Here is a 24,325-nt window from a genome sequence, read left to right as displayed (position 1 = left end):
CGCTAATTTTTATTTAATTCAAATTATTCAATGGCTTGATGTTTATTTTCGCCAGTATTTATGTTTAATCCGGGCGGCAGTCTGCCTCTGCTATGCCGGGTTTATACATTGTAAACAATTTGTGCATAGTGTACTTTTTAGTTCATGTAGTGCGAATTTTCACCATCGCCAGCCAGACTGGCCAGCTGGATACGCTATGAAACCTGTCGGAATTCCCGTTGTTAGCGCCGAAAAAACGGCGCAGATACTTCCCCGGATTGATGTTGTCGGCACGCTGCGTCAGGCGTTTATCGGTCTGGCCAGGGGCGCCGTGGTGCAACCGGCACAAAACGTGGTGCTGTTGCCCGATAACCAGGGGGATTTCATCAACTACCTGGCGGTGGATATGACCAGCAAGGTGCTGGGTGCAAAAATATCCCCATATCTTGTCACTGCCGGCAGACCGATTATCACCGCCTGGACACTGCTGATGTCGACAGAAACCGGTATGCCGCTGATGCTGTGCGACGCCTCGCTGCTGACTATTGAGCGAACGGCGGCCACGACGGCGCTGGCGATAGATTATCTTGCGCCGCAGACTGCAAAGAAACTGACGCTGATCGGCACCGGTCCCGTTGGCCTGGCCCACCTGCGGCAGGTCGTAAACCTCAGGCAATGGGAGGCGATCGGGATCTATAGCCGTAAATCCTCCCTGGAAGCGGATGCGTTAGCCGCGGATTTGGCACTCCCCGCCGGGCGTATCAGCGTGCACACGTCGCTGGATGAGGCGGTACAGGATACCGATGTTCTGATGCTATGCACCTCTTCCGCCACGCCGGTGATTGACCCATCGCAATTGACCAGACCTTGCCTGATTACCTCGATCGGCACCAATGCGCCGGGGGCGCACGAGGTCCCACCTGAATCGCTAGCCGGCATGGAGGTCTACTGTGATTACCGGCAAATCACCCCTTTGCAGGCCGGGGAAATGGTGCTGGCGGCGTCCGCTGCGGGCTGGAACCACAACGACATCAAAGGCGACCTGGCAGAACTGTGCAGTGGCGCCTGCGAGAAACCCACTTTTCGGCAGCATGTCTTCTTTCGCTCGGTTGGGCTGGGTCTGGAAGACGTCGCGATTGCCTGTCAGCTGATGAACAACCTACAAGCTCAGGATAAATAAGATGCAAATAAGAACTTTTGGCGTAGAGCAGTGGATGAATGAGTGGGAAACGCGCTGTGAATATAACCTGGCGGAGACCTGCGTTGAATCGCTAACGATGCGGGAACTGCTGGCCATGAGCGGCAGAACCGAGGATGTGCTGCGCGATATGCTCGATATCAAAATGACGTACGGGGAGATAACCGGTTCCAGCCGTCTGCGCGGCATCATTTCTCAGCAATATGAGAAGCAATCTGCGGAGAATATCCTGATGACCCACGGCGCGATTGGCGCCAACGCGCTGGTCTATGAAACCCTGGTTGAGGCGGGGGATACGGTAATTTCCGTTTTGCCCACCTATCAGCAGCATTATTCCATCCCCGCCAGCTATGGCGCCGAAGTGAAAATTCTCCCCCTCCGGGAAGAAAATCACTTTCTCCCCGATCTGAACGAACTGCGCGGGCTGGTTGATCATAAGACCCGTCTGATTGCCATCAACAATCCGAATAATCCGACTGGCGCGTTGATGGATGCTGCTTTCCTGCGGCAGATTGTTGACATCGCGCGTGAAGCCGGCGCCTGGCTGCTGTGCGATGAGGTCTACCGCGGCACCAATCAGCGCGGCGATGGTTATACCGCGGCCGTGGCCGATCTCTATGAAAAAGGCATCAGCACCGCCAGCATGTCAAAAGCCTATTCGCTGGCCGGATTACGTCTGGGCTGGATCGCCGGGCCTGTTGAGCTGCTAAAAGCCGTTGAAGTTCATCGTGATTACAACACGATCAGCGTGGGGATCCTGGACGATTATTTTGCTTCTCTCGCGCTGGAAAATCGCGACCAGATTCTGGCGCGCAATCAGAAAATGCTGCGCGAGAACCTTGAGATCCTCGATCGGTGGGTACAATCCGAGCCTTATATTAGCTATATCAAACCCGATGCTGGCACCACGGCGTTACTGAAATATGATTTGCCGCTCAGCTCGCGGGAATTCTGTATCAGCCTGCTGGAAAGATATGGGGTCATGTTCACCCCGGGCGACGCCATGGATATGGAAGGCTATCTGCGAATCGGTTTCGCCAATAATCAACAGATATTGCAAAAAGGCTTATCGCGGGTCTCTGCATTTATTAAAGAAATAGCGCAAGAACGTGCCGGAGAGTAAAGGCGCATCGCTGAAATAACCCTTACACAGCAAACCGTCATGCTCATTGATTTAAAATGAGCATAATCTGGAGTGATGGTATGAAAAGAATTTTAGCTTTAGGTGTTATGTGTTGCTCATTATCGTCGATGGCCGCAGTCACGGAGCAGATTCGCTATGGTGTGGAACCCAATTACGCGCCTTTCGAATATAAAACTCAGGACGGTAAACTGGCTGGGTTTGATATTGATATCGGGCATGCGCTTTGTGAAAAAATGAAGATTCAATGTTCGTGGGTGGAAGTGCCTTTTGATGCGCTGATCGCCGCTCTGGATGCGAAAAAATTCGATGTGATTAACTCTGATTTTAGCGCGACGGCGAAACGGGCGCAGATCATCAATTTTTCGCATATGTTGTACGATGTTTCTCGTCGGCTGGTGGCGCGCAACGGAAGCAATTTACAGCCGACGCCGGCGTCGCTGCGCGGGAAAACCATCGGCGTGACTCAGGGCACCATTGAAGAAATCTTTATCAAGAAGCACTGGGTTCCTCAAGGGGTTAATATTCAGGTGTATCAAAATCAGGATCTGGCCTATGCCGATCTGGTGAACGGCCGCGTGGATGCGTTACTTCAGGGCACCCAGTCGGCGGAAACGGCGCTGCTGAGCCGGCCGCAGGGCAAGGACTTTGGCTTCTCAGGCCCGCCGGTAATCGATGAAGAGACGCTGGGCAAAGGGGTATCCTTAGGCTTCCGTAAGGAGGATACCGCGCTGCTGCAGCGTTTTAATCAGGCGATTGCTGAACTGCACGCCGACGGCACGATCGAAAAAATCAGCCGTAACTATTTCAAGGAAGGGGTGATTTTCTTCCCTCATAATAAGGTCGATGGCGATGCAACCCACTAAATATACCCCGGTGTTACAGGAAATAGCCCGTGAGGTCCGGCCGATCGTATTGCGCTATTTCAGAAGCGAACTGTCGGTAGAGATCAAAGAGGATAACAGCCCGGTTACCGAAGCGGATAAACGCGTTGAGATAAAAATCCGCGAAATTGTCGCGCGTCATTTCCCGCAGGATGCGATCTGCGGTGAAGAGTTTGGCGGCGAACCCGGCGACGCCGCGACCTGGATAATCGATCCGGTCGATGGCACTAAGGCTTTTGTCTGCGGCTTTCCCCTGTTTGGCACGCTAACCGGAATAATGAAAAATAGCCGTATGGTCGCGGGAATGATCTCTGTTCCGGTCACCGATGAGCTGTGGCTGGCTGAAGAGTCAGGCGCCACCACGCTGAATGGTGTGGCGGTACAAACCAGCCGCTGTCGGTCGCTTAGCGCAGCGAGGATATGCACCACCTCACCCGATGATTTTGCTGCCGCGGCCTGGCCGTATTATCAACGGTTAGCCGCCGCCTGCCAGATGCAGCGCATGGGGGGAGGGTGTTATGCTCACGCGATGCTGGCCAGCGGTCATGCCGATTTGGTGGTGGAATATGGTCTGGGCCCCTGGGATTTCTTACCGTTGATACCGGTGGTCGAAGGGGCGGGGGGAATTATCAGCGACTGGGCCGGGCAGCCGCTGAACTTTCATTCCCGCGGCGATGTGCTGGTCAGCGCCAATGCCGAACTGCATGCCTCAGCGCTGAATTATTTACGTGAGTACCGCTATTAATACCTGCCATCCGCCAACCAGCGGGGCTGACGATGAACAAACAGCTTAAGCCTGTTCGCCGGTTAAAACCGCACAATAACCGGCATTTCACGATAAGCATGCTATCCCGGGTCATATTCTGTGGGCCAAATGAGGAGCGGCAGGCGCCGGTTAATTGCCGGCTTTAATGCACACTATCACTTTTGTGTGCTAAAAGGGTAAGGCGGCTTTTCATCAAAAGGAAAGAGTATGGTTACTCAAAAACTGGTTGAAACCTACATGTTAGTTAGCGATCAACAATCACGGGTAAAGTACGAAGTTTTTGCAGGTGATGAGGATCTCTACGCGCTAGTGACGGTTTTCGGGGATGACCCCGATGTTCATATCGTCGGATATGACTCCTTAACGCTGAGTGATTCGGAAGATATTCGATCGCAGATTGAAGAACACTTTGCGGCCACCTACCCGTAACGCGGCACGCCTTGATGGTCAGGCTCGTCGCCAGCCGTCGACAAGCCCCGCTGCTGCGGGGCTTTTTTACGCCCTTTATGCCCAGGTGATTTGTCCGGTATTGAGGTTGGCGCCGTTCAGTTCATCGCGGCAGAAGCGTCAATGGGTAACGCGAAACCGAACACGTCAGCTGGGGTTTATACGCTGCCGGCAGGCAGTGGAACGAAGCAGAAACGAACATACAACGGTAAACTGGCTGAAGTTAATGATGCGGTAAAAGTAATGGATGCCGCTATTGCGGAAGAGAACCGTAATGGAAATATCCACCGTATGGTTGTTATATGGCAAGTGCTTATGCCGTAGCGGTGTCGGTTTTCGAAGGAACAGCGTAACTGATGGTGTCGTGGCTGATTAACGAGACCGGTAATAAAATGACTTCAGACCGATATATGATTGTCTGCGTCTTAATTTAATTGCAGACGATCGGTTTCTTTGAAGATACGGGTGATAAAACGCTGGGATAAGACAGGAATGTATATTGTCTAGCTACTTCCTTATATTGTCTGTGGTCTTATATGTCAATATAGAATAAATATTCATTGATAAAAAAGCCGAATTTTTTAATCCGGATTAGAAAATGAAGTCACCGATAGTCTACTTTAATTGAAAAAACTGAACTGATGATATTTAAACATTCTGTTCAAATCAGCTTTTCTGCTCTAAACGACGACCCGGTGGCTGAGGCAAAACAATATCTTGTTGCACGGAATGGACGATACCGCCCTATAGCAGGCAGGATGAACATCATAGGATCCGACCTGTCCTGATGGCACCATGTTCGTCCCTGGCCCATATACCCCAACATCAAGGGGGAGCGATCCTTACGGCATCCCCGGATGTTGAACTGCACCCGGCGCTCGTAGTTCGGAATCCATCAGGATACTGCAGGCATACTCTGAAACCGCCATCACAGATTCCTTATTTACATCCCCTCACTACTATCCTCATTAACTCATTGTTTATTAATATTTATTATGTCTGGACAACAGAGTCTTAGGACAAGGGGTTCCCATTTTGTTTCGTGACTCATCTCTCATTTTATTCATTTTTCGGATTGTCACGCTTGATAACCTGGTGGTGAAGTGTAGTTTAAATCATAACTTCACAAATAATCGTGAAGAAGAAAAGTACATCACAAACTAGTTTTGAAGGATCCACCCTCATGTCGGAATTGAAATTTGCCACGCGTTTAAACTCTTTTGCCTCAGGGGCGAACCTCTATTGGCCGGATCTTCAGGGAAAACCCTCTGTGCTGCAGATGATTGCCCGCGCCGGTAAGGTAAAAGGGTTAACCCATCTTGATTTGAACTATCCGCAACACATCACGACTGATATTCAAACGCTGCGCCTGGCCATTGAAGATGCAGGACTAGCGGTCAACGGTATGCAAATGCGCTGGGATGCACCGCAATTTAAAATCGGGGCATTTACTAACCCTAATCCGCAGATCCGCCGCGAAGCCATTGAGTTGACAAAACGCGGAATTGATGCCGGGCGCGAATTTGGATCACGCCTGATGACGCTGTGGATGGGGCAGGATGGCTATGATTACTGCTTCCAGGCCGATTACAAAAAAATCTGGGACGATGCGGTGAGCGCAGTCCGTGAAATTGCCGAATATGCGCCGGACGTCGATATCAGTATCGAATACAAACCGAATGAGCCGCGTGCTTACAGTATTTTCCCCAATGCCACGACATGCTTACTGGCGGTAGAAGAAGCTGGCTGTCCGAATCTGGGGATCACGCTTGATTTTGCTCACGTGCTGTTTGCCAATGAAATTCCAGCTTACGCTGCGGCGATGGTAGCGCGCCGTTCACGTCTGCTGGGGCTTGATCTCAATGACGGTTGGGGAAAACGTGACGATGGGTTGATGGTGGGCTCGGTCAACCCACGTGCCACGCTGGAATTTCTCTGGCAGATGCAGCGCGATGGTTATCAGGGGGCCTATTACTTTGACACTTTCCCGGATGCCAGTGGTCTGGATCCGGTTCGTGAAGCTGAAATCAACATTGCGACTGTTACCCGTCTACTGAAACTTTGTGAACAACTGAATGGCAATGATGAACTGGCAGCGGCCATCAGCCGCCAGGACGCAGTTGCCTCTCAGTGGATAGTTAATGACATTATGCTGGCCAGATAGCGCAAAGAATTAGCAAAAATTAAAAATGTACCCTGATGCGAAAATTAAAGGCTGAAAAATGAAAAAGCTCATACTCTCTGTACTCGCCTCTTCTTTACTGTGCTCGATGGCTTACGCCGCTGATTTAGCCCCGCTGAAATCGGATACTGAACCGGATCGCACAGACTGGACGCAACTCAGCAGCAAATATGGCCCTATGCCGAAAGTCGACAGCAAACTTAAAATTGGCGGCGTATCGAAAACGCTGACCAATGAATACTGGCGTTCACTCGGCGAAGGTTATCAGAACGTCGGTAAAAAATATGGCTTCACCGTAGCTTACCAGGCTGCCGCAAATGAAGACGATCAACTGGGTCAGTTATCAATAGCGGAAACGCTTATCTCCCAGGGATTTAACGGGCTGCTGGTATCACCTCAGACTGATATCAACCTCGAACCCGCTCTGGAAAGTGCCACCAGCAAAAAAATTCCGGTGGTCAATGTTAACGATGCGGTGATGCCAAATGCACCGTATTACGTCGGGAACGTGCAGAAAGATAACGGTGTGCGGGTGGCGAAATGGTTCATCGAACATCATCCGCAGGGCGGTAAAGTTGCAGTGATCGAGGGGCAGCCTGGTGTCTATGCCGCTGGCCAGCGAACCAGCGGTTTCAAAGAGACGCTACAGGTCAACGGCAAGTTCAATATTGTTGCCAGCGTACCGGCGAACTGGAGTCGTGAACAGGCGTTTAATGCGGCCTCAACAATCTTGCAGCAGCATCCCGATCTGATTGGTTTTTACGCAAATAACGACACCATGGCGTTGGGCGTGGTGGAAGCGGTTCGTTCGCTGAATAAAGCCGGGCAGGTGGCCGTATTTGGTACCGATGGTATCTCAGATGCCTATGCCTCGATTAAACGTGGCGAACTGACGGGCACGGTGGACAGCTTCCCGATACTGACGGGGGAAGTCGCAATGGAAGTTATGCTGCGCCTGATTGATGGTCAGAAAATTTCCCGTGTGGTCTCTACGCCTCAGGCTTTGATCACGAAAGATAACGCGGATGCTTTTTCGACCAAAGATAACGATAAGCTGCGTCAGCTGCTGGCTCAACAGTAAGTCAGGCGGAGGGTGTATGGAACAGTATCGCTTAACGATGCGTGGGATAAGTAAGACATACGGTAATGCGGCGGCATTACAGGACGTGGACTTTTCGGTCAAAGCTGGAGAGGTTCATGCCCTGATTGGTGAAAACGGCGCAGGAAAATCCACGCTGTTAAATATTCTTTCAGGCGTACGAGAGGCCGATAGCGGCGAGATTAGCGTGAACGGACAGCCCGTTCAGATGAAGAATCCGCTCAGCGCTCGTCATGCGGGTATTGCCATGATTCACCAGGAATTACAGCATGTTCCGGAACTCTCCGTTGCGCAGAATATGTTTCTTGGCCGGCCGCTTACCAAAGCAAAAGGCCTATGGGTGGATAAACACGCTCAGCTGGAAAGAGCGAAGCTGATTCTCAAACAGCTGGATCCGACAATTGATCCCAATGAGCCGATCAAGAACCTGAAAGTCTCACAGCAGCAGATCGTGGAGATTGCTCGCGCCATGCTGGACGATGCAAAAATCATCGCCATGGACGAGCCGACATCCAGTCTGACGCCGAGAGAGTTTGACCGGCTGGCCGAACTGATTTCGGATCTGAAGTCTATGGGGGTATCGCTTATCTATGTTTCTCATAAGATGAACGAAATTTTCAAAGTCTGCGACCGGGCCACCATTATGCGGGATGGCAGGCAGGTTGGGGTGGTGAATATTTGTGATGAGGATGAAGAGAGCATCGTCTCAAAGATGGTCGGGCGCAAGATTGAGAAACTTGAGCACAACTCTTATGTGACCGAGCGTGAAGTTCTTCGCGTTGAGAATCTCTCTCGTGGTGGCGCTGTGCGCGATGCCAGTTTCACCGTCCGTGCCGGTGAGGTGCTCGGTATTGCGGGTCTGGTCGGAGCCGGGCGTACGGAACTGATGAAACTGATTGCCGGTATTGATAAACGTAGCAGCGGCAACGTGTTTGTTAACGGTAAGGCCGTACGCAATCATAACGTCAGTGCCGCCATCAGCTCAGGTATCGGCCTGGTGCCTGAAGACCGCAAGAAAGAAGGGATTATTAAAGAACGTGCGGTGAAGATGAATATGGCGCTGCCTTCAATGCGTAACTTCACCATTTCGGGAATGATCAGTAAAGTTAAGCTTAACCAGGTTGCGCATGAAGTGATGAGCGATTTGAAGCTACGACCACTGAATATTGATAAAACGATTGGCACATTAAGTGGAGGTAATCAGCAGAAAGTTATTATTGGACGCTGGGTTGCCGCAGATGCTCAGGTTTTTCTGTTTGATGAGCCAACCCGGGGAATTGATATCGGGGCAAAATCAGAAATTTATAATCTGATAGAAAAACTGGCCCGTTCAGGCAAAGCGATTGTTGTTGTCTCTTCAGAGATGACAGAGATTATTCGTATTTCAGACCGCGTACTGGTTATGCGTGAAGGGAAGATTACTAAGGAACTGAAGGGTGATGCTATCACGGAAGATAATATTGCACGCTTTGCCATTAAAGATGTCGAAGAGACCATTTGACTTTGTTATCCGTATTAATTTGAAAGGCCATAATCATGATTTTACAAAGTAATTCCCGGCCCGAAAAGCTTCGTGCGCTGCCGTTTAAATTTAACCTTCGCGATGCTGGAACCTTAATTGGTTTGCTTATTATCATTATTACGTTTTCTTTTTTATCACCGGTGTTTTTCACTATCCCTAATTTGCTGAATATTTTACAACAATCATCCATTAACGCATTAATTGCGCTCGGGATGACCCTGGTAATTATCTCCGGAGGTATCGATCTTTCGGTTGGTCCGACCGCTGCATTATCGGCGGTTTTAGGGGCAACCATGATGGTAGCGGGAGTCCCCGTGCCGTTGGCCATTCTGGCAACGCTGGGTATAGGGGCTATCTGCGGCGTCTTTAGCGGTTCGCTGGTTGCCTATGCTGGATTGCAACCCTTCATTGTTACCCTCGGGGGGCTGTCGTTGTTCCGTGCTATCGCGCTGATTTATACCGGCGGCAATCCGGTATTTGGTATCCCAATGGAATTCCGTAGCCTGATTAACAGTGAAATTTTTGGCATTCCAACGCCTATCGTTATTGTTGCCGTTATTGCTCTGGTGCTGTGGACCGTTATGAATAAAACTCCGTTAGGAGAATATATTCTGGCCGTCGGCGGCAATGAAGAAGCTGCTCGCGTTGCCGGCGTGCCGGTGAAAAGAACCAAAGTCACGGTATTTGTTATCTCAGGCACTCTTGCGTCTCTGGCTTCCCTTATCCTGATTGGCCGACTAGGTGCGGCAGAGCCGACGATTGGTAACCTGTGGGAGCTGGACGCCATTGCCGCTGCGGCTATTGGCGGCGCGTCTCTGATGGGAGGGAAAGGTAGCGTAGTAGGTACAATTATCGGCGCAATCATTCTTGGTGCGCTACGTAATGGCCTGACGTTACTTAATATCCAGGCTTTTTACCAATTGCTTGCGACTGGTCTTATTATTATCATAGCGATGTTGATTGACAGAGCGACCAGAGGCAAGTAATGAAGCAGGATCCACGAGCCATTGGTGCTCAAATACGTATGCGACTGCCCCAGCTGACACCTTTAGAACGCCGTGTCGTTGAGGCTATCATTGCCCGAACGGACATTACTGAGCAGACCTCGTTAAAGGAAATTGCCCAGGAAAATAATGTTTCAGAAGCAATGATTGTCAAAATTGCCAAAAAGCTTAACTTTTCGGGATTCAGGAATTTCAGAACCGGTTTGATTTATTACAACCAGTCTGAAGTGGCAAGTTTACATGCGGAAATTGAGCCCGGTGACTCATCGGAACAATTGTTGTCAAAAGTATTCAGAACCTCTATTCAGGCTATTGAAGAAACGATGTCAATACTGGATATTGCTGAATTTGACCGCGCTGCGGATATTATATTTAAGGCACGTCATATTGATTTATATGCAGTTGGGGGGTCGGCTACAGTAGCACGGGACTTATCGCATAAGTTATTAAAGATTGGTATAAAATCGACAGTATATGACGATGCCCATATTATGTTGATGTCCGCCGCAGTGTTGTCAGACGACGATGCTGTACTGGCAATCAGCCATTCCGGTGCGACGCGTGCCGTTAACGACCCGGTAAAACTGGCGGCTCGTAATGGGGCCAAAGTGATTGCGATTACGAATTATGCCGAATCGCCTATTGCGCGTAATGCGCATGTGGTACTCAATTCAACTTCTCAGGGATCGCATTTGTTAGGGGAAAACGCCGCGTCACGCATTGCCCAACTGAATATTCTGGATGCATTGTTTGTGGCTATTGCCAAGAAAGATCTGAAGCAGGCGGAGAAGAATTTGATGAAAACCCAGCATGCGGTTCAGGACCTGCGGGAATATTAACCATGAGTAAAATTGTTGTAGCGGGGAGCCTTCATTACGACATTATGCTGGATGCGCACCATCGTCCGGAGAAAGGGGAAACGGTAATAGGCTCAGGCTGCGCTTACAAATTTGGCGGTAAGGGAGGAAATCAGGCCATTTCAGCCGCCAGAGCGGGCGCTGCTGTCGCGTTTATTGGCGCGGTGGGAGCAGATGCACAAGGACAATTTTTGCTGCAGACGCTGCGTGATGCCGGAGTGGACACCGGGGCTGTCGTGGAAATTAGCGGTGCCCCTTCGGGAATGAGCGTCGCTATCTCCGATGCTGATGGGGACTATGGCGCGGTTGTTGTCTCGAATGCGAATCAACGTATTCCGGCAGGACTCTTTCAGCAGGAGAGCGTCTGGCAGGATGCCAGGATGCTGGTATTGCAAAATGAGGTTCCGGAAACGATCAATCTCTGTGCTGCAGCGGAAGCTAAAAAACGTGATATTCCCGTATGCATTAATGCTGCCCCGGCAAGAGAACTGAGTTCTGAACTGGAAAATTGTATCAGTTTGCTGGTGGTCAATGGCATCGAAGCGCGTGATATGAGTGGCATTACGGTGAGCGATTTATCCTCAGCTCTTCGGGCGGCAGAATTATTGGCCAGGCGCTTCCCCCGGGTGGTTGTCACCGCGGGCGAACATGGTGTGGCGTTTTGTGAAGCAGATCAAACCGGGCGGACTTTACCGGCCAGGAAGGTCAAACTGGTGAGTACGCATGGCGCTGGTGATTGCTTTATGGGGGTATTGTGCACCAGCCTGATGAGAGGGGAAAACTTTGAAGAGGCAGTATCTAACGCGAACGAGGCGGCAGCAAGGCATGTCTCCCAGTCTCAGGCATAGATAGATTCATTGTAATGAAAACAGAGGAGGGAGATTTCCCCCTCTGTTTTCATCTCAGGATCTGAAACATTATTCCTGTATCAAGATATAATCGCAGGAGTTAGTGGTATTAACTCACCAGCAACTCCCCTGTGCGCCCCGCATCCTGTCCGGCAAGCCGCACGACCAGCCCCCCTGCGCTGGCGAATCTATCCCAATGGCGCGCATAGACGATGCCGCCAAACCTCGCGACCAGCGGCGTGAGCCGGTCGGTAAGCGGGTCAAGGATCTCGGCAACTACCTCTCCAGCCTTGACCTGTGCTCCCAGCGGGCAACGATACAGAATGACCCCCGAATGCGGAGCGTGCAGGTATTCGCACCCCGCCAGCGGAGTAGCCGCATTGATCAGGGGGGGAGGAGGACTGGCTTCGCCGGCAATATATCCCCCGGCGATTAAGGCCTGAATAATGGCATCCGCATCTTTTGCCGCCTGCTCTGATGACACATCGCGTACGCCGCGAAGTTCTACGGTTACAGGCAACAAACCGCGCGGCAGAGGATACGTCTCTCCAAAGCGTTCCTTTAGCGTCAGCCAGGGCTCGCAGCAGGCTTCATCAAAAGGTTCGCCTCCGGAAATTTGCGCCAGCAGCTGGACCTCGCTCCCCAGCCAGCGGGCCAGAGGTTCGATATCAGGCCAGGCGTGCGGCATCGTATAAAGATGCGCCAGCGCCTCCCAGTCGCAATGCAAATCGATCATTAAGTCCGCCTGGCTTGCCATGCGCATGAGGATAAAACGCTGAGCGTCCAGTTCGGTTTTTGGCGCGCTATCCCGGTAATACCGCTCGATAGCGTCGCGGATAAGGCGTTTGTTTTCCGCCTCATTGGGGGTAAGACGACCGGTAAGCGCTTTAACCAGCTCTGCGCCCAGCATGGGGAATTTACGGTTAAAGTCCTGACCGCTGGCGGTGTGAAAACGGCCCAGATGCGAGCCGTGCCAGTGTTGCCCGAGGGCCAGTGGGTTAGCCACCGGCACCAGGGTGAACGCCGCTTTCAACTTTCCGTCGTTTTCCAGCTCAATGAAGCGCTGTTTAAGATGCCAGGCGGTCGCGATGCCGGGTATCTCGTCGCCGTGAAGGGCGGCCTGGATATAAACCTGTTTTTCGTTCTCCCCGCCAAAATGGTAGCTGATGATTTCACGCTGGGTTCCCAGCGTGGCGCTAAGCAGGGGATGGTGTTGTTGTTGCATGGCGTAAACTCAATTCCTGATTCGGCGCTACTGCTGAATGGAAATATCGGTAGCAAAGTACTTCTTCTGAATGCGATCGAAGGTGCCGTTCTTTTTGATTTCCGCAAAGGCGTTATCCAGCGCGGTTTTCAGCTCTTCATCACCTTTGCGCAGGCCGATTGCCGTTCCCGGGCCGATAATCGGATCCTCAACGATGGGGCCGGCCAGCTCAAAGTCTTGCCCTTGCGGTTGTTTCAGAAAGCCGATGGCGGCCTGGGCGGCATCGGTGAATACGGCATCCAGACGGCCGGACACTAAATCGCTCTCCACCTGCGCCTGATCGCCATACGCAGTAACCGTCACACCAAACGGCTCCCATTTCGCTTTTGCATAACGCTCCTGAACCGTACCTTGCTCAACGCCGACGGTTTTTCCTTTCAGCGAACCGGCCTCCGGTAACAGGCCTGTGCCTTTACGGGCGAGCAGCTGCGCATGGGTATCGTAGAGCGGAACGGTAAAATCGATCTGCTTCAGTCGCTCTTCAGTGATCCCCATATCGGAGAGAATCGCATCGAACTTGCGCCCTTTCAGGGCAGGGATCATGCTGTCAAATTGACTTTCCACCCACACGCAGCGGGCCTGAATTTGCGCGCAGAGCGCGTTACCCAGATCGATATCGAAACCGACTAATTTACCTTGCGAAGTTTTGGATTCAAACGGGGGGTAGGTGGGGTCAACGGCGAAGCGAATCTGTTCAATTTTTGCCTGAGCGCCAAATGCGCAACCGGCCAGGATCGCCATCGTCAGGGTCTTACGGAAACGTGTGGAGAGTGTTGTTGTCGTCATAATATCTTCTTGTATTGTGATGTTGTCACTTGCAGAGTACCTGCGGTTACTCCCGTTGACAATTCGCAATGCCGCCTGAAATGGCGATCTGTGTGTCGGCTGGCGGCGAAAACTATGTCTCCCCGTGGCTGGCGCTCACGGTAGAGAGGGGCAATTATTGCCTTCTTTGGCGGCGTCGAAGGCGACCTGATGAAGCTATAAAAAGGTATTAGGGTTGAGCTGCGCCGATGGTACGACGACGCTACGCGAACATATACATTTTGTTCACGCCGGGCGGAAAATCCTCGCCCGGGAGAAAAAATAATCGCCGGCGGGCCGCGAGCAATGACAGCGGCCGTATCTTACGCGCAGGCATCTCGACGGCAGGATCACGCGTCGCGCGATCCCAGCAGCGCCCGCAGGGCATGCTCCAGCTGGCGGGCATTGTCCTCCACCGCGATCCATTCAGGCTGCAGCATGTCACCCTCCGTGGCGGCGGACTGAGGCCGCGTTCCCATACTGGCCTGCGGGTCATCTGCCGTGAGCGCGACGACGGCGGATTGCCTGGCCAGCACCATGCAGCTGTCCGATAACCACTGGCAATATGCCATGACTGCGGCGGGCGGCGGCGTGTGCGTGTGCGAGGTGGCCCGACCGAGGCTCTCCGCCAGCAGGAGCGCCGTGGCATAGGCGCGTACGGCATGGCGATCGTAACGGCGCGTGACCAGCGCGAGCCGGCCGGCATTGAGCCGACCGCGCAGCGACCAGCGTTTGCTGACCTGCGCTTCGGTCACCGCGGCGCGCAGGGCCGCCAGAGACCCTTGCGCCTGCGACAGGTGGCCCAGCGCCGCCTCAGCGGCCTCGCCGCTTTGCGCCTCGCAGGCCCTGAGCACCCGATCCAGGCCATTGCCGATCTGACGCAAGAAGTCAGAGGTGGCCCGTCCGATATCCTTGAACGGATTCGACGTAAACAGCACCTGGCTGAACAATAGCCCTACCGCGGCCCCCAGCAGGACGTCCAGCAAACGCGTGCCGCCGGCGGTATCCGGCCCCATGGCGAGGACCAGCGCCACCGACACGCCGGCCTGGATTGGCACCACCGGCGCCGGGCCGATGACGGCGCCCAGCAGAATCGCAAAGAACATGCCGACGCTCATACGCACCAGCGGGTGAGTATCGGGGAACTGCCACATCAGTTCTCCCATCACAATACCGAGCGTGCAGCCAATCACCAGGTTGCGGGCTTGTTTGAGGTGGCTGGGTAAGCCCGGGGCCAGACACACCACCGCGGTGACGATCGCAAACGTGGGATGCTCGTGCCCCCACAGCCATCCTGCCAGCACCCACGCCAGCACGCAGGCCAGTGCGGTGGCCAGCGCATCGCGCGCGGCCTGCCGGGCCCGTGAAGGCAACGTAGTGATAACCTGGCGCCAGGCCAGGCGTAGACGAACCAACCAATGCACCAGAGAACTCCTTAGCGACGATGGGTATGATGATTGCCCCGGTCGGGCAGGGGACTGACGATTGGGGCACCTCATGGCGCTGATAAAACGGCAGGCCGGACTTTGCCCCTGATAACGCCCTTTATACCCGGTCGTTATTTTATTTGTAAACGCTCAGGGGAGCTTCCCCTGGCGATTGGCCGCGCCGCGAAACGATGTTTTCACACTCTCCCCGCGCGGACCGAGGGACTATCACCGTGTCAGCCAGAATTCGCGCTGTAATGCCAGGGTCTCGTCTTCGATCTCCGCCACCGGTCCGACAAGCGAAATCGTTTTCTGCCCATGGCTGAAGATATAAGAAGCCGGAATGCTCATCGTCGGATTTTCCTGGTGGCTTCCCGTACAATCCAGCAGCTTTTCCTCGCTCATGCCGTACACCACTTTACCGATATTCGCCCAGTAAATCGTCCCGGCGCACATACAGCAAGGCTCGACCGCCGTATAGAGCGTGCATCGCCAGAGATATTCCGCGGGATAATTGCTGGCGGCAATGCGCGCCAGCGTCGATTCCGCATGGTTTACGGTATCAATGTTGCACTGCGTCAGCAGCACGGTGTCGCCATCAGGGGCGACCAGTACCGCGCCGAAGGGATGTCTACCCAGCGCGATAGCCCGGCGGCCCACCTCGTTGGATAACCTGAGAAACTGTATGTCGGTTGGGGTAATCAAAGCGATGTCTCCGTTTTGAGTGTGCGGCGATGAAGCAACGCATTGAGAAGAACTGCGGTGAAGCCGCCGATAAAAATTCCACTGTCCAGAAACAGTTTTACGGACGCCGGTAGCTGCTGAAAAAGCGCAGGGAATGCGACGGGAAGCACGCCGCTTGCAATAGACACCGAGACGATCAGGACATTTTTCTCATCGCCAAAATCGACGTTTTTGAGTTCCTGCACGCCCGCTGCCAGCGTCATGCCAAACATCAGCACGGCCACGCCACCGAGCACCGGATTCGGGATCATCGCGACGATAGCCCCGAGCTTAGGAAACAGCCCCAGCAATACCAGAATGAGACCCGCGGCGATCAGTACGCGTCGGCTGGTGACTTTGGTCAGCATGAGCAGGCCGGCATTTTGTGAGAAAGCGTTATAGGGGAAGCTGTTCAGGCAGCCGCCGACCATGGTGGAGAGCCCATCGGCGCGGATCGCATCTGCCAGGCGCTGTGATGTGGTCGGCTGTCCGATCAGCTTATCAATCAGTAAAATGTTGCCTGTGGTCTCGGTCATCACAATCAGCATCGACAGACACAGCACCAGGATTGGCGCGACAGCAAAATGCGGCAGACCAAAGGCGAAAGGCAGGCTGAAGCCAACCCAGGAGGCCCCGGTCACGGCACCGAAATGAGTTAAGCCGCACAGCCAGGCGCCCAGCGTCCCGGCCAGCAGCCCGAACAGGATACTGAAGTTGCGCATTACCCCGTGGGTATTGCAGTAGAACAGCAGGGTGACGGCGAGAGTGGCAAAACCGAGCAGTAAATTCTGCGGTTGGGCAAAGTCTGGCGCATGCGGATTACCGCCCCCCAGCCAAATTGCCGCTGCGGGCATCAGTGAAATGCCAATCAGGGTGATCACGCAGCCAATGACGATCGGTGGGAAAAAACGCACCAGGCGGCTAACACCGGGGCCACCAGCAGAGTGAACAGGCCGCAGGCAATAACCGAGCCGAAGATGGTGGCGATGCCGTATTGTTGCCCAATCATAATCATCGGCGCCAGTACGATAAAAGAGCATCCCTGAATCAGCGGTAAGCGACTGCCGAAACGGCCAATGCCCACCGCCTGCAGCAGCGTCGCCAGCCCCGAAGTGAGCAGGCAGGCATTGATTAGCGTAATGGTTTCGCTACTGCTCAGTTGCAGCACGGCCGCCAGAATCAACGGAACGGTGACCGTGCCGGCGTACATCACCAGCACGTGCTGGAGCCCAAGAGAAGCGATGCGTTTTATGGTCAGCGGGTTGGTCGTGCTCTGGTTTTCTAAAACGGTAGCCATGTGAATCCCCTGAAGAGTGCCCGAAGGAAGCGATGGCCAACTATATGTGGGTAAACGTGATATAAGTTAGTCAGCTGTTTTCAGTTTTTTTGAAATCTGGGGGGCTGAAGTGAAGTATTCATTGGAACAACTTATGGTATTCGAGCAGGTTGCGCGGTCCGGTTCGTTTTCTGCCGCCGCCCGGGCGCTGAAGCGTTCGCAGTCGTCGGTGAATATGGCAATGAGCAACCTTGAGGATGAATTCAATCTCCGGTTGTTCGAGCGTTCCCCCCGACAGATCACCCTGACCGGGGAGGGGACCGTATTACGTGAATACATCAAAACCGTCCTTGAGCAATGCAATGTGCTGGAGCAAAGAGTGGGGGCTTACAATGTTCAGACTGAAGCCTGCATTACGCTGGCGATTGAGGTGCCATACCCGACTATAGCCCCGGTTTTATATGAATTTGCTATGACATTTCCTCAGGTGGATATCCATATCCGCGAGCCCCATCAGGGGAATGTGACCGGTCTGGTGAGCCGAGGAGAAGTGGACGCCGGGATCGTGATCGCCCGCATGGTTGATAGCGACCGCCTCCAGTTTGTCCAGCTGGGAAAGGTCATTATGGTCCACGTTGTTAGCGCATCGCACCCGCTGGCGGGGCAGGGCCCGGTCTCTTTTGCGGATCTGCATCGCTGGCGGCATATTACCTTCGGCCCCCAGGAACAGCACATTGCCACCACGGAATATCTTGGCAGCCCGATGCTATGGCGCGTTGAGAGCTATAACGCCATGATTGCGGCTGCCATCGCGGGGCTGGGCCTCTCTGCCGCGTTTGTTCATTGGCAAAGAGCTCCATGAGGGCACGCTCGTTGAACTGCGCCAGCAGGAATATCCTCATACGGACTGGGTGGTTGGCGTGGATTTATTGTGGTCGAAAAAGAAGAGCGTCGGTAAATCCCTGAACTGGTTACGGGATCGTCTCATCCAGCACAAAATTTTCGAGCAGGATAATAGCGGTAATCGAACGACTTTATAATAAATGACGTGATATTAATGACTCATGGCTTTAATCATCAAGCCGTTAAAAGCGGGCTTCACTATCAGGGCTCGCAGGCATCATGACAGATCTCTTTTCAGACGCCGGATCCGAATGAGGCTGTATCACCGGCCAGGAGAAGAAATAACCCGCCTTAATATTAAGCCTATATTCTGACGAACGGCAAATAACGCTTGTCTCCTGGGCCTCTTGCTCATCCCTTTCTCGACGCCGGCAAATTCCCCTCATGTTGTTCTCGCTGAGGGGGGATTATTCCTAATATGCGCCTCTCAGTTCCATTAAACTCCGGCTATTGTTGCAAATGCTAATGGTATTGTTAATCATTATCATTAGTATTCGTTATTGGGATTTTATCTGGCAAGGTTATTACAGAGACCGCAAGGAAAGAGGGCGCGATTGATCAACGGAACTCTTTTCTCGCCGGCGAGCACAGGCTGACGCCATCAGGATGAGGCACCAGGTTTTGTCTTCAGGAATAACCGACACAGCAAAACTCGCCGATCGGTCTCTGCACCCGGCGGATGCGTACAGGGCCAGAACGGCGCCAGGCAGCACGGCACCGTTTCTGGTGGTTCGTGGACAATGACGCTCAGGCGTTACCGGTAGTCGGGACAGGGAAAGCCCGGTTCGCCAGGGAGGTCACCGGGACGCCGGCGTCCTCTCTCTGGCGAAACTCACTCTGACGCAGGCGCACAGGTCGGGCGGCGGCCTGATGAAAAATATATCGCCGCCCTGGCCGCAGAGCGACTGCGTCAACTTCCAGACTTCAGTTAGTCAAACGGAGAGGGATTTTCTCATGCGTATTCTGTTTGTGGGCCCACCTTTATATGGGCTGCTGTACCCGGTGTTGTCTCTTGCTCAGGCTTTTCGTGTCGATGGTCACGAAGTCCTGATCGCCAGCGGCGGGAAATTTGCTCAGAAAGCAGCAGAAGCGGGGCTGGTGGTGTTTGACGCCGCGCCGGGTTTTGATTCGGAAGCCGACTATCGCCGGCGGGAAGCGTTACGAAAGGAAAGCAACCTCGGTACTAAAATGGGCAACTTCTCTTTCTTCAGCGAAGAGATGGCCGATCAGCTGGTCGAGTTCGCCGGACACTGGCGGCCTGACCTGATTGTCTACCCCCCGCTGGGAGTCGTCGGGCCGTTAATTGCCGCAAAATATGGCATTCCGGTGGTGATGCAAACGGTGGGATTCGGGCACACCCCCTGGCACATCAAAGGGGTAACACGGTCGCTCACCGATGCTTACCGGCGCCACGGCGTCGACGCGCCGCCGCGGGATATGGCGTGGATCGACGTGACGCCGCCGAGCATGAGCATTGTGCAAAATGAGGGAGAGCCGATCATTTCCATGCAGTACGTTCCCTACAACGGGGGGGCCGTCTGGGAAGCGTGGTGGGACCGGACGCCAGATCGCCAACGCCTGCTGGTGAGTCTGGGTACCGTCAAACCGATGGTTGATGGCCTGGATCTGATTTCATGGGTCATGGATTCCGCCGGCGAGGTGGATGCCGAGATCATCCTGCATCTGTCAGCGAATGCGCGTTCTGATTTGCGCACACTGCCGCCAAATGTGCGCCTTGTCGACTGGATCCCAATGGGGGTCTTTCTCAACGGCGCCGACGGGTTCATTCACCACGGAGGGGCAGGCAACACCCTGACCGCCCTGCACGCCGGGATACCGCAGATCGTGTTTGGCCAGGGGGCCGATCGTCCGGTCAACGCCCGCGCCGTTGTGGAACGCGGGTGCGGAATCATTCCCGGCGACGGTGGGCTGACGAGCGGCATGATCAACGATTTCCTCGGCAACCGCGATCTTCGCGCCGCTTCCGCGGCGGTCGCCGCGGAGATGGCGGCGCAAGCTACGCCGTGTGAGGTGGTTAAAAACCTGATCGCCATGTTGCAACGCGGCTGATTGCTCTTTTTGATGCGATGCGTTAGGGCGATCGCGCCTGTCCTGCTCCTGCGATGGGGCTGCAGAAGCTCGCCCTGACGCGATGTTTAAACGGATCTTTCCGGCGGCGGTTCGTCGCCTGTGCTAATGGATCTCATTTATCGATGAAGGAGGCTTGATGCCTGCATCACACTCTCCCATGCCTGCCCGCTCCTGGATAGTTCGTCTTGCCGGCGTGTGTTGGGAACGTAAGAAACTGAGCCTTATTGTGGTGGTGGCCTCGGTGGCGACAATCGTTCTTGCCGCCTTGACGCCGCTGCTGACCCGCCAGGCGGTTAACGATGCGCTGGCGGGCGACCCGACCCAACTGCCATGGCTCGCCTGCGGCCTGCTGCTGATTGCGTTTTTGGACTTCGTCGGCAACTACGTGCGCCGCGGATACGCCGGAGAACTCTCTCTTTGGGTTCAGCATACCCTGCGTGGAAGGGCCTTCGACAGCATCCAGAAACTGGACGGCGCCGGGCAGGATGCCCTGCGCACCGGACAGGTGATTTCGCGTACCAACAGCGATCTGCAGCAGATGCATACCCTGCTGCAGATGTGTCCTGTTCCACTCGCGGTGTTCACTTACTACGTCGCCGGTATCGCGGTGATGCTATGGATGTCGCCGGCGATGACGCTGATCGTCGTCGGCGTACTGACCTCTCTGGCCGTTACCGCGCTACGCGCGCGTCGCCGAGTTTTTGCCCAGACGGGGCTAGCCTCTGACAGACTGGCCCACCTGACGGAACATATGCGCGAGGTTCTGACCCAGATCTCGGTGGTTAAGTCATGCGTGGCGGAACTGCGCGAGACGCGCTGGCTGGATAGCCAGTCGCGGCAGATGGTTCGCGTACGCATCGGCGCTGCCATCTCCCAGGCGATGCCGGGCGCCACCATGCTGGCGCTGCCGGTGGTGGGGCAAATCGTGCTGCTCTGTTTCGGCGGATGGTCGGTGATGAACGGCCGCATCGACCTGGGAACGTTTGTTGCTTTCGCCAGCTTCCTGGCGATGCTAACCGGGCCAACCCGTGTGCTGGCTTCATTTCTGGTCATCGCGCAGCGCACGCAGGCTTCGGTAGAACGCGTTTTCTCCCTGATCGACACCCGGTCGCAGATGGCGGACGGGACGCAGTCTGTGAGCGGGCAGGTCGTCGGACTGGAGCTGGAGCAGGTTGGTTTCCACTATGGCGGCGGCGCGGGTGTTCTGCAGGATGTCTCATTTTCCCTGCGCGCCGGCGAGACGGTGGCGGTGGTGGGCGCGTCAGGTTCGGGCAAATCAACGCTGCTGATGCTGCTCGCGCGCTTTTACGATACCACCGCCGGAAACGTGTGGCTTAATACCACGGAGGGGCGGCAGAATCTTCGCGATCTCAAACTGGCAGAGCTGCGCCGCGCTGTTGGCGTCGTGTTTGAGGACGCTTTTCTGTTTGCCGGGACGGTGGCGGAGAATATTGCCTACGGTCATCCGCAGGCGACGGACGAAGACATCCGCCGCGCCGCCGACGCGGCCGGGGCGACCGCGTTTATCTCCGCATTACCGCAGGGGTTTAAAACCCGCCTCAGCGAGCGCGGCACCAATCTCTCCGGTGGGCAGAGGCAGCGTATTGCGCTGGCCAGGGCGTTAATCTCTGCGCCGGGCGTGCTGATTCTCGACGATACCACCTCGGCGGTTGATGCCGGCACCGAAGCGGAAATTAATACCGCACTGGGGCGCTATGCGGACGATCGGCATATGCTGCTGGTGATCGCACGTCGCCGTTCAACGTTGCAGCTGGCCCGCCAGATTGTGGTACTGGACAAAGGACGGGTGGTGGATATCGGTACGCAGGCGGAGCTTGCGGCTCGTTGCCAGACGTTTCGCGCGCTGATGTCAGGCGCGGGCGATTTTCTGGAGCCGCCCCCGGCTTCGCATGCCGAACTGTGGCCGTCAGCGCCCGCGGTGGACGTCAATGAGGCGCCAGAGATGCCGTCTGCCGGAGAGAAAGGCTTTGTGGCGCGCATGACCAGCGTGCCGGAGAACGCAGTGCAGCGGGCGCTGGCCGGTAAGGGGAAGCGGGTCGCGTCGCTATTGTCGCCCGTCGCATGGATGTTTGCTATTGCCGCATTGCTGATCGCCATTGATTCAGCGGCGGGCGTCGGCGTGCTGGTGCTCTTGCAGCGCGGCATTGATGCCGGCGTCGCCGCCGGAGATCTGTCCACGATCGGTATTTGCGCTTTGCTCGCGCTGTGTCTGGTGACCGTCAGCTGGTGTTGCTATGCCCTGCAGACGGTGTTTGCGGCGCGCGCGGCGGAATCGGTGCAGCATACGGTACGCTTACGCAGCTTCGGACATCTGCTGCGGCTTGCCCTGCCTTATCATGAGAAGAATGTCGATTCCCGTCTTACCCGTATGACGGTTGACGTCGACGCGCTTGCCCGGTTCCTGCAAAACGGACTCGCCGGCGCGGCAACCAGCCTGGTGACGATTGTCGCCATTGCGGCGGCGATGTTCTGGCTCGATCCGATCCTGGCCTTGACGGCATTAGGCGCGGTTCCGGTCGTTATTCTGGCAACGTGGATCTACCGTCGCCTGAGCTCCCCAGCCTATGCCCAGGCGCGTCTTGAGATCGGTAAAGTCAACAGTACGTTGCAGGAGAAGGTATCCGGACTGCGGGTCGTGCAGTCTCACGGTCAGCAGGCGCAGGAGTCGGCCAGGCTGCAAGCGCTGTCGGATCGCTTCCGCGCCACCCGTGTGCGGGCACAAAAGTACCTTGCCGTCTACTTCCCCTTCCTGACCTTTTGTACCGAGGCGTCCTACGCCGCCGTCCTGCTGGTGGGCGCTACCCGCGTCGCCGACGGCGAGATGACCGCCGGCGTGCTGGCGGCGTTCTTCCTGCTGCTGGGGCAGTTCTATGGTCCGGTACAGCAGCTGTCGGGTATTGTGGACTCCTGGCAGCAGGCGATGGCCAGCGGTAAACATATTGATGAGCTGCTGGCGACCGAGGGCGCGGAGTCGGTCGAGCCGTCAGCGACGCCGTCGATCAGCGGCGCGCTTCATCTGGAGTCGGTGACGTTCCGCTATCCCGGCGGTGAGCGTCCCGCGCTGGATAAACTCACCCTTGCGATCCCGGAAGGCACGGTGGTGGCGGTGGTGGGGCGCAGTGGCGCGGGCAAGTCCACCCTGATCAAGCTGATTGCCGGGCTCTATGCGCCCACCGGTGGCCGGATCCGCGTCGGCGAACGCGGCGTCGATGAGATGTCGCTGGCTGATTACCGCGCCCAGGTGGGGCTGGTCGATCAGGATGTGGCGTTGTTTAGCGGCGATATCGCGGAGAATATCCGCTATGCGCGGCCGACGAGCAGCGATGGCGAGGTGGAAAACGCCGCGCGGCGGGCCGGTCTGTTTGACATCGTTCGTTCGCTGCCGCAGGGATTCCGGACGCCGGTCAATAACGGCGGCGCCGATCTGTCGGCGGGTCAGCGCCAGCTCATCGCGTTAGCCCGCGCTCAGCTGGTCAATGCGCACGTTCTGCTGCTTGATGAAGCCACGTCCCGGCTGGACCGGGCTAGCGAAGAGACGTTAATGACCTCGTTGTCCGAAGGCGCCCGCGCCGAAGGGCGAACGGCGCTGGTGGTGGCACATCGCCTCACCACCGCGCGCCGCTGCGACCGGATTGCCGTCCTCGATAAGGGGCGCATTGCTGAATACGGCACGCACGATGAACTGATCGCGGCGGATGGTCTCTACGCACGTCTGTGGCATGATAGCGTTGGTCGCGACGGCATGGGCGGCCCGGCGTGCGAAACCGCGGGGGAAATGGTGGGATAAGCGTTCCGCACGGAGCGATAATTCCGCCACCTTAGGCATCAATAAACCAGGGTGACCGTTCTCTGAACGGCCACCCTGGTGCACAGAACAACACACCTTTTG

19 protein-coding genes and 1 pseudogene are annotated in these 24,325 nt (G+C 55.1%); 15 read left to right on the top strand and 5 right to left on the bottom strand.

From position 1 onward, the window contains the following. Positions 1-196 precede the first annotated feature (196 nt). The 12 genes from ACI2JR_RS07275 (at position 197) to ACI2JR_RS07220 (ending at position 11,927) form a co-directional block, all read left to right on the top strand. Positions 197-1,159 carry an ornithine cyclodeaminase family protein gene (locus tag ACI2JR_RS07275; protein ID WP_462478228.1) on the top strand — a complete coding sequence of 321 codons (963 nt, stop codon included), beginning with the start codon at positions 197-199 and terminating at the stop codon, positions 1,157-1,159. Between the two features lies 1 nt (position 1,160). Beyond that, positions 1,161-2,300 carry an aminotransferase gene (locus ACI2JR_RS07270; RefSeq protein ID WP_462478227.1) on the top strand — a complete coding sequence of 380 codons (1,140 nt, stop codon included), beginning with the start codon at positions 1,161-1,163 and terminating at the stop codon, positions 2,298-2,300. 80 nt (positions 2,301-2,380) lie between these two features. After that, the gene (locus ACI2JR_RS07265) at positions 2,381-3,184 is read left to right on the top strand and encodes a transporter substrate-binding domain-containing protein (protein WP_207896611.1); all 804 of its coding nucleotides are present in this window, start codon (positions 2,381-2,383) and stop codon (positions 3,182-3,184) included. Next, positions 3,171-3,947 carry an inositol monophosphatase family protein gene (locus ACI2JR_RS07260; protein ID WP_165905659.1) on the top strand — a complete coding sequence of 259 codons (777 nt, stop codon included), beginning with the start codon at positions 3,171-3,173 and terminating at the stop codon, positions 3,945-3,947. The genes ACI2JR_RS07265 and ACI2JR_RS07260 overlap by 14 nt, the downstream gene beginning before the upstream one ends. A gap of 228 nt (positions 3,948-4,175) precedes the next feature. Continuing rightward, the gene (locus ACI2JR_RS07255; RefSeq protein WP_132727370.1) at positions 4,176-4,397 is read left to right on the top strand and encodes a DNA gyrase subunit B; all 222 of its coding nucleotides are present in this window, start codon (positions 4,176-4,178) and stop codon (positions 4,395-4,397) included. Between the two features lie 141 nt (positions 4,398-4,538). Next, positions 4,539-4,739, top strand: coding sequence for a hypothetical protein (locus ACI2JR_RS07250; RefSeq protein ID WP_462478226.1), 201 nt, complete (start codon positions 4,539-4,541; stop codon positions 4,737-4,739). Between the two features lie 859 nt (positions 4,740-5,598). Next, entirely contained in the window at positions 5,599-6,579 is a 981-nt protein-coding gene (locus ACI2JR_RS07245) for a TIM barrel protein (RefSeq protein ID WP_132727364.1), read from the top strand. 58 nt (positions 6,580-6,637) lie between these two features. Beyond that, positions 6,638-7,678, top strand: coding sequence for a substrate-binding domain-containing protein (locus ACI2JR_RS07240; protein WP_462478225.1), 1,041 nt, complete (start codon positions 6,638-6,640; stop codon positions 7,676-7,678). 16 nt (positions 7,679-7,694) lie between these two features. Then, entirely contained in the window at positions 7,695-9,197 is a 1,503-nt protein-coding gene (locus ACI2JR_RS07235) for a sugar ABC transporter ATP-binding protein (RefSeq protein ID WP_132727358.1), read from the top strand. A gap of 35 nt (positions 9,198-9,232) precedes the next feature. Continuing rightward, positions 9,233-10,204 (top strand): ABC transporter permease, encoded by a 972-nt coding sequence (locus ACI2JR_RS07230; protein ID WP_132727355.1) that lies wholly within the window; start codon positions 9,233-9,235, stop codon positions 10,202-10,204. Next, positions 10,204-11,061 carry a MurR/RpiR family transcriptional regulator gene (locus ACI2JR_RS07225; RefSeq protein WP_132727352.1) on the top strand — a complete coding sequence of 286 codons (858 nt, stop codon included), beginning with the start codon at positions 10,204-10,206 and terminating at the stop codon, positions 11,059-11,061. Before ACI2JR_RS07230 ends, ACI2JR_RS07225 begins: the two co-directional genes overlap by 1 nt. A gap of 2 nt (positions 11,062-11,063) precedes the next feature. After that, a complete protein-coding gene (locus ACI2JR_RS07220; RefSeq protein ID WP_132727349.1) occupies positions 11,064-11,927 on the top strand; it encodes a PfkB family carbohydrate kinase in 864 nt (287 codons plus the stop codon). Between the two features lie 109 nt (positions 11,928-12,036). Here ACI2JR_RS07220 and ACI2JR_RS07215 read toward each other — a convergent pair whose 3' ends face one another. From ACI2JR_RS07215 to ACI2JR_RS07195, 5 genes and pseudogenes are all read right to left on the bottom strand, one after another. Next, on the bottom strand, positions 12,037-13,152 hold the full coding sequence (locus ACI2JR_RS07215; RefSeq protein ID WP_132727346.1) for a succinylglutamate desuccinylase/aspartoacylase family protein: 1,116 nt from the start codon (positions 13,150-13,152) through the stop codon (positions 12,037-12,039). A gap of 27 nt (positions 13,153-13,179) precedes the next feature. Further along, positions 13,180-13,977 carry an ABC transporter substrate-binding protein gene (locus ACI2JR_RS07210; protein ID WP_462478224.1) on the bottom strand — a complete coding sequence of 266 codons (798 nt, stop codon included), beginning with the start codon at positions 13,975-13,977 and terminating at the stop codon, positions 13,180-13,182. Between the two features lie 368 nt (positions 13,978-14,345). Beyond that, positions 14,346-15,419, bottom strand: a complete 1,074-nt coding sequence (locus tag ACI2JR_RS07205) for an aromatic acid exporter family protein (RefSeq protein ID WP_462478223.1) — start codon at positions 15,417-15,419, stop codon at positions 14,346-14,348. Between the two features lie 231 nt (positions 15,420-15,650). Then, positions 15,651-16,127: a nucleoside deaminase gene (locus ACI2JR_RS07200; RefSeq protein WP_132727337.1), complete on the bottom strand. Its 477-nt coding sequence runs from the start codon at positions 16,125-16,127 to the stop codon at positions 15,651-15,653. Next, positions 16,124-17,355, bottom strand: a pseudogene (locus tag ACI2JR_RS07195) (nucleobase:cation symporter-2 family protein). Before ACI2JR_RS07195 ends, ACI2JR_RS07200 begins: the two are co-directional and overlap by 4 nt. Positions 17,356-17,563: 208 nt before the next feature. Here ACI2JR_RS07195 and ACI2JR_RS07190 point away from each other — a divergent pair. From ACI2JR_RS07190 to iroC, 3 genes are all read left to right on the top strand, one after another. Continuing rightward, positions 17,564-18,283: a LysR family transcriptional regulator gene (locus tag ACI2JR_RS07190; protein WP_462478222.1), complete on the top strand. Its 720-nt coding sequence runs from the start codon at positions 17,564-17,566 to the stop codon at positions 18,281-18,283. A 995-nt stretch (positions 18,284-19,278) separates the two neighbouring features. After that, positions 19,279-20,394 (top strand): salmochelin biosynthesis C-glycosyltransferase IroB, encoded by a 1,116-nt coding sequence (gene iroB / locus ACI2JR_RS07185; RefSeq protein ID WP_132727328.1) that lies wholly within the window; start codon positions 19,279-19,281, stop codon positions 20,392-20,394. 157 nt (positions 20,395-20,551) lie between these two features. Next, positions 20,552-24,223: a salmochelin/enterobactin export ABC transporter IroC gene (gene iroC, locus ACI2JR_RS07180; protein WP_462478221.1), complete on the top strand. Its 3,672-nt coding sequence runs from the start codon at positions 20,552-20,554 to the stop codon at positions 24,221-24,223. The last annotated feature ends 102 nt before the right edge of the window (positions 24,224-24,325 follow it).

Origin of the sequence: Klebsiella sp. NPDC088457, assembly GCF_044900465.1 — a bacterium.
Taxonomy (GTDB): Bacteria; Pseudomonadota; Gammaproteobacteria; order Enterobacterales; family Enterobacteriaceae; genus Klebsiella.
This window is presented reverse-complemented; position numbering and strand designations above follow the sequence as displayed.

Excerpts from the sequence above, each read along its gene's own strand:
- ACI2JR_RS07250 (WP_462478226.1), top strand. The coding sequence starts at position 4,539 with ATGGGTAACGCGAAACCGAACACGTCAGCTGGGGTTTATACGCTGCCG.
- iroC (WP_462478221.1), top strand. The coding sequence starts at position 20,552 with ATGCCTGCATCACACTCTCCCATGCCTGCCCGCTCCTGGATAGTTCGT.
- ACI2JR_RS07235 (WP_132727358.1), top strand. The coding sequence starts at position 7,695 with ATGGAACAGTATCGCTTAACGATGCGTGGGATAAGTAAGACATACGGT.
- iroB (WP_132727328.1), top strand. The coding sequence starts at position 19,279 with ATGCGTATTCTGTTTGTGGGCCCACCTTTATATGGGCTGCTGTACCCG.
- ACI2JR_RS07270 (WP_462478227.1), top strand. The coding sequence starts at position 1,161 with ATGCAAATAAGAACTTTTGGCGTAGAGCAGTGGATGAATGAGTGGGAA.
- ACI2JR_RS07265 (WP_207896611.1), top strand. The coding sequence starts at position 2,381 with ATGAAAAGAATTTTAGCTTTAGGTGTTATGTGTTGCTCATTATCGTCG.
- ACI2JR_RS07245 (WP_132727364.1), top strand. The coding sequence starts at position 5,599 with ATGTCGGAATTGAAATTTGCCACGCGTTTAAACTCTTTTGCCTCAGGG.
- ACI2JR_RS07225 (WP_132727352.1), top strand. The coding sequence starts at position 10,204 with ATGAAGCAGGATCCACGAGCCATTGGTGCTCAAATACGTATGCGACTG.
- ACI2JR_RS07275 (WP_462478228.1), top strand. The coding sequence starts at position 197 with ATGAAACCTGTCGGAATTCCCGTTGTTAGCGCCGAAAAAACGGCGCAG.
- ACI2JR_RS07240 (WP_462478225.1), top strand. The coding sequence starts at position 6,638 with ATGAAAAAGCTCATACTCTCTGTACTCGCCTCTTCTTTACTGTGCTCG.
- ACI2JR_RS07215 (WP_132727346.1), bottom strand. The coding sequence starts at position 13,152 with ATGCAACAACAACACCATCCCCTGCTTAGCGCCACGCTGGGAACCCAG.
- ACI2JR_RS07260 (WP_165905659.1), top strand. The coding sequence starts at position 3,171 with ATGCAACCCACTAAATATACCCCGGTGTTACAGGAAATAGCCCGTGAG.
- ACI2JR_RS07210 (WP_462478224.1), bottom strand. The coding sequence starts at position 13,977 with ATGACGACAACAACACTCTCCACACGTTTCCGTAAGACCCTGACGATG.
- ACI2JR_RS07255 (WP_132727370.1), top strand. The coding sequence starts at position 4,176 with ATGGTTACTCAAAAACTGGTTGAAACCTACATGTTAGTTAGCGATCAA.
- ACI2JR_RS07230 (WP_132727355.1), top strand. The coding sequence starts at position 9,233 with ATGATTTTACAAAGTAATTCCCGGCCCGAAAAGCTTCGTGCGCTGCCG.
- ACI2JR_RS07220 (WP_132727349.1), top strand. The coding sequence starts at position 11,064 with ATGAGTAAAATTGTTGTAGCGGGGAGCCTTCATTACGACATTATGCTG.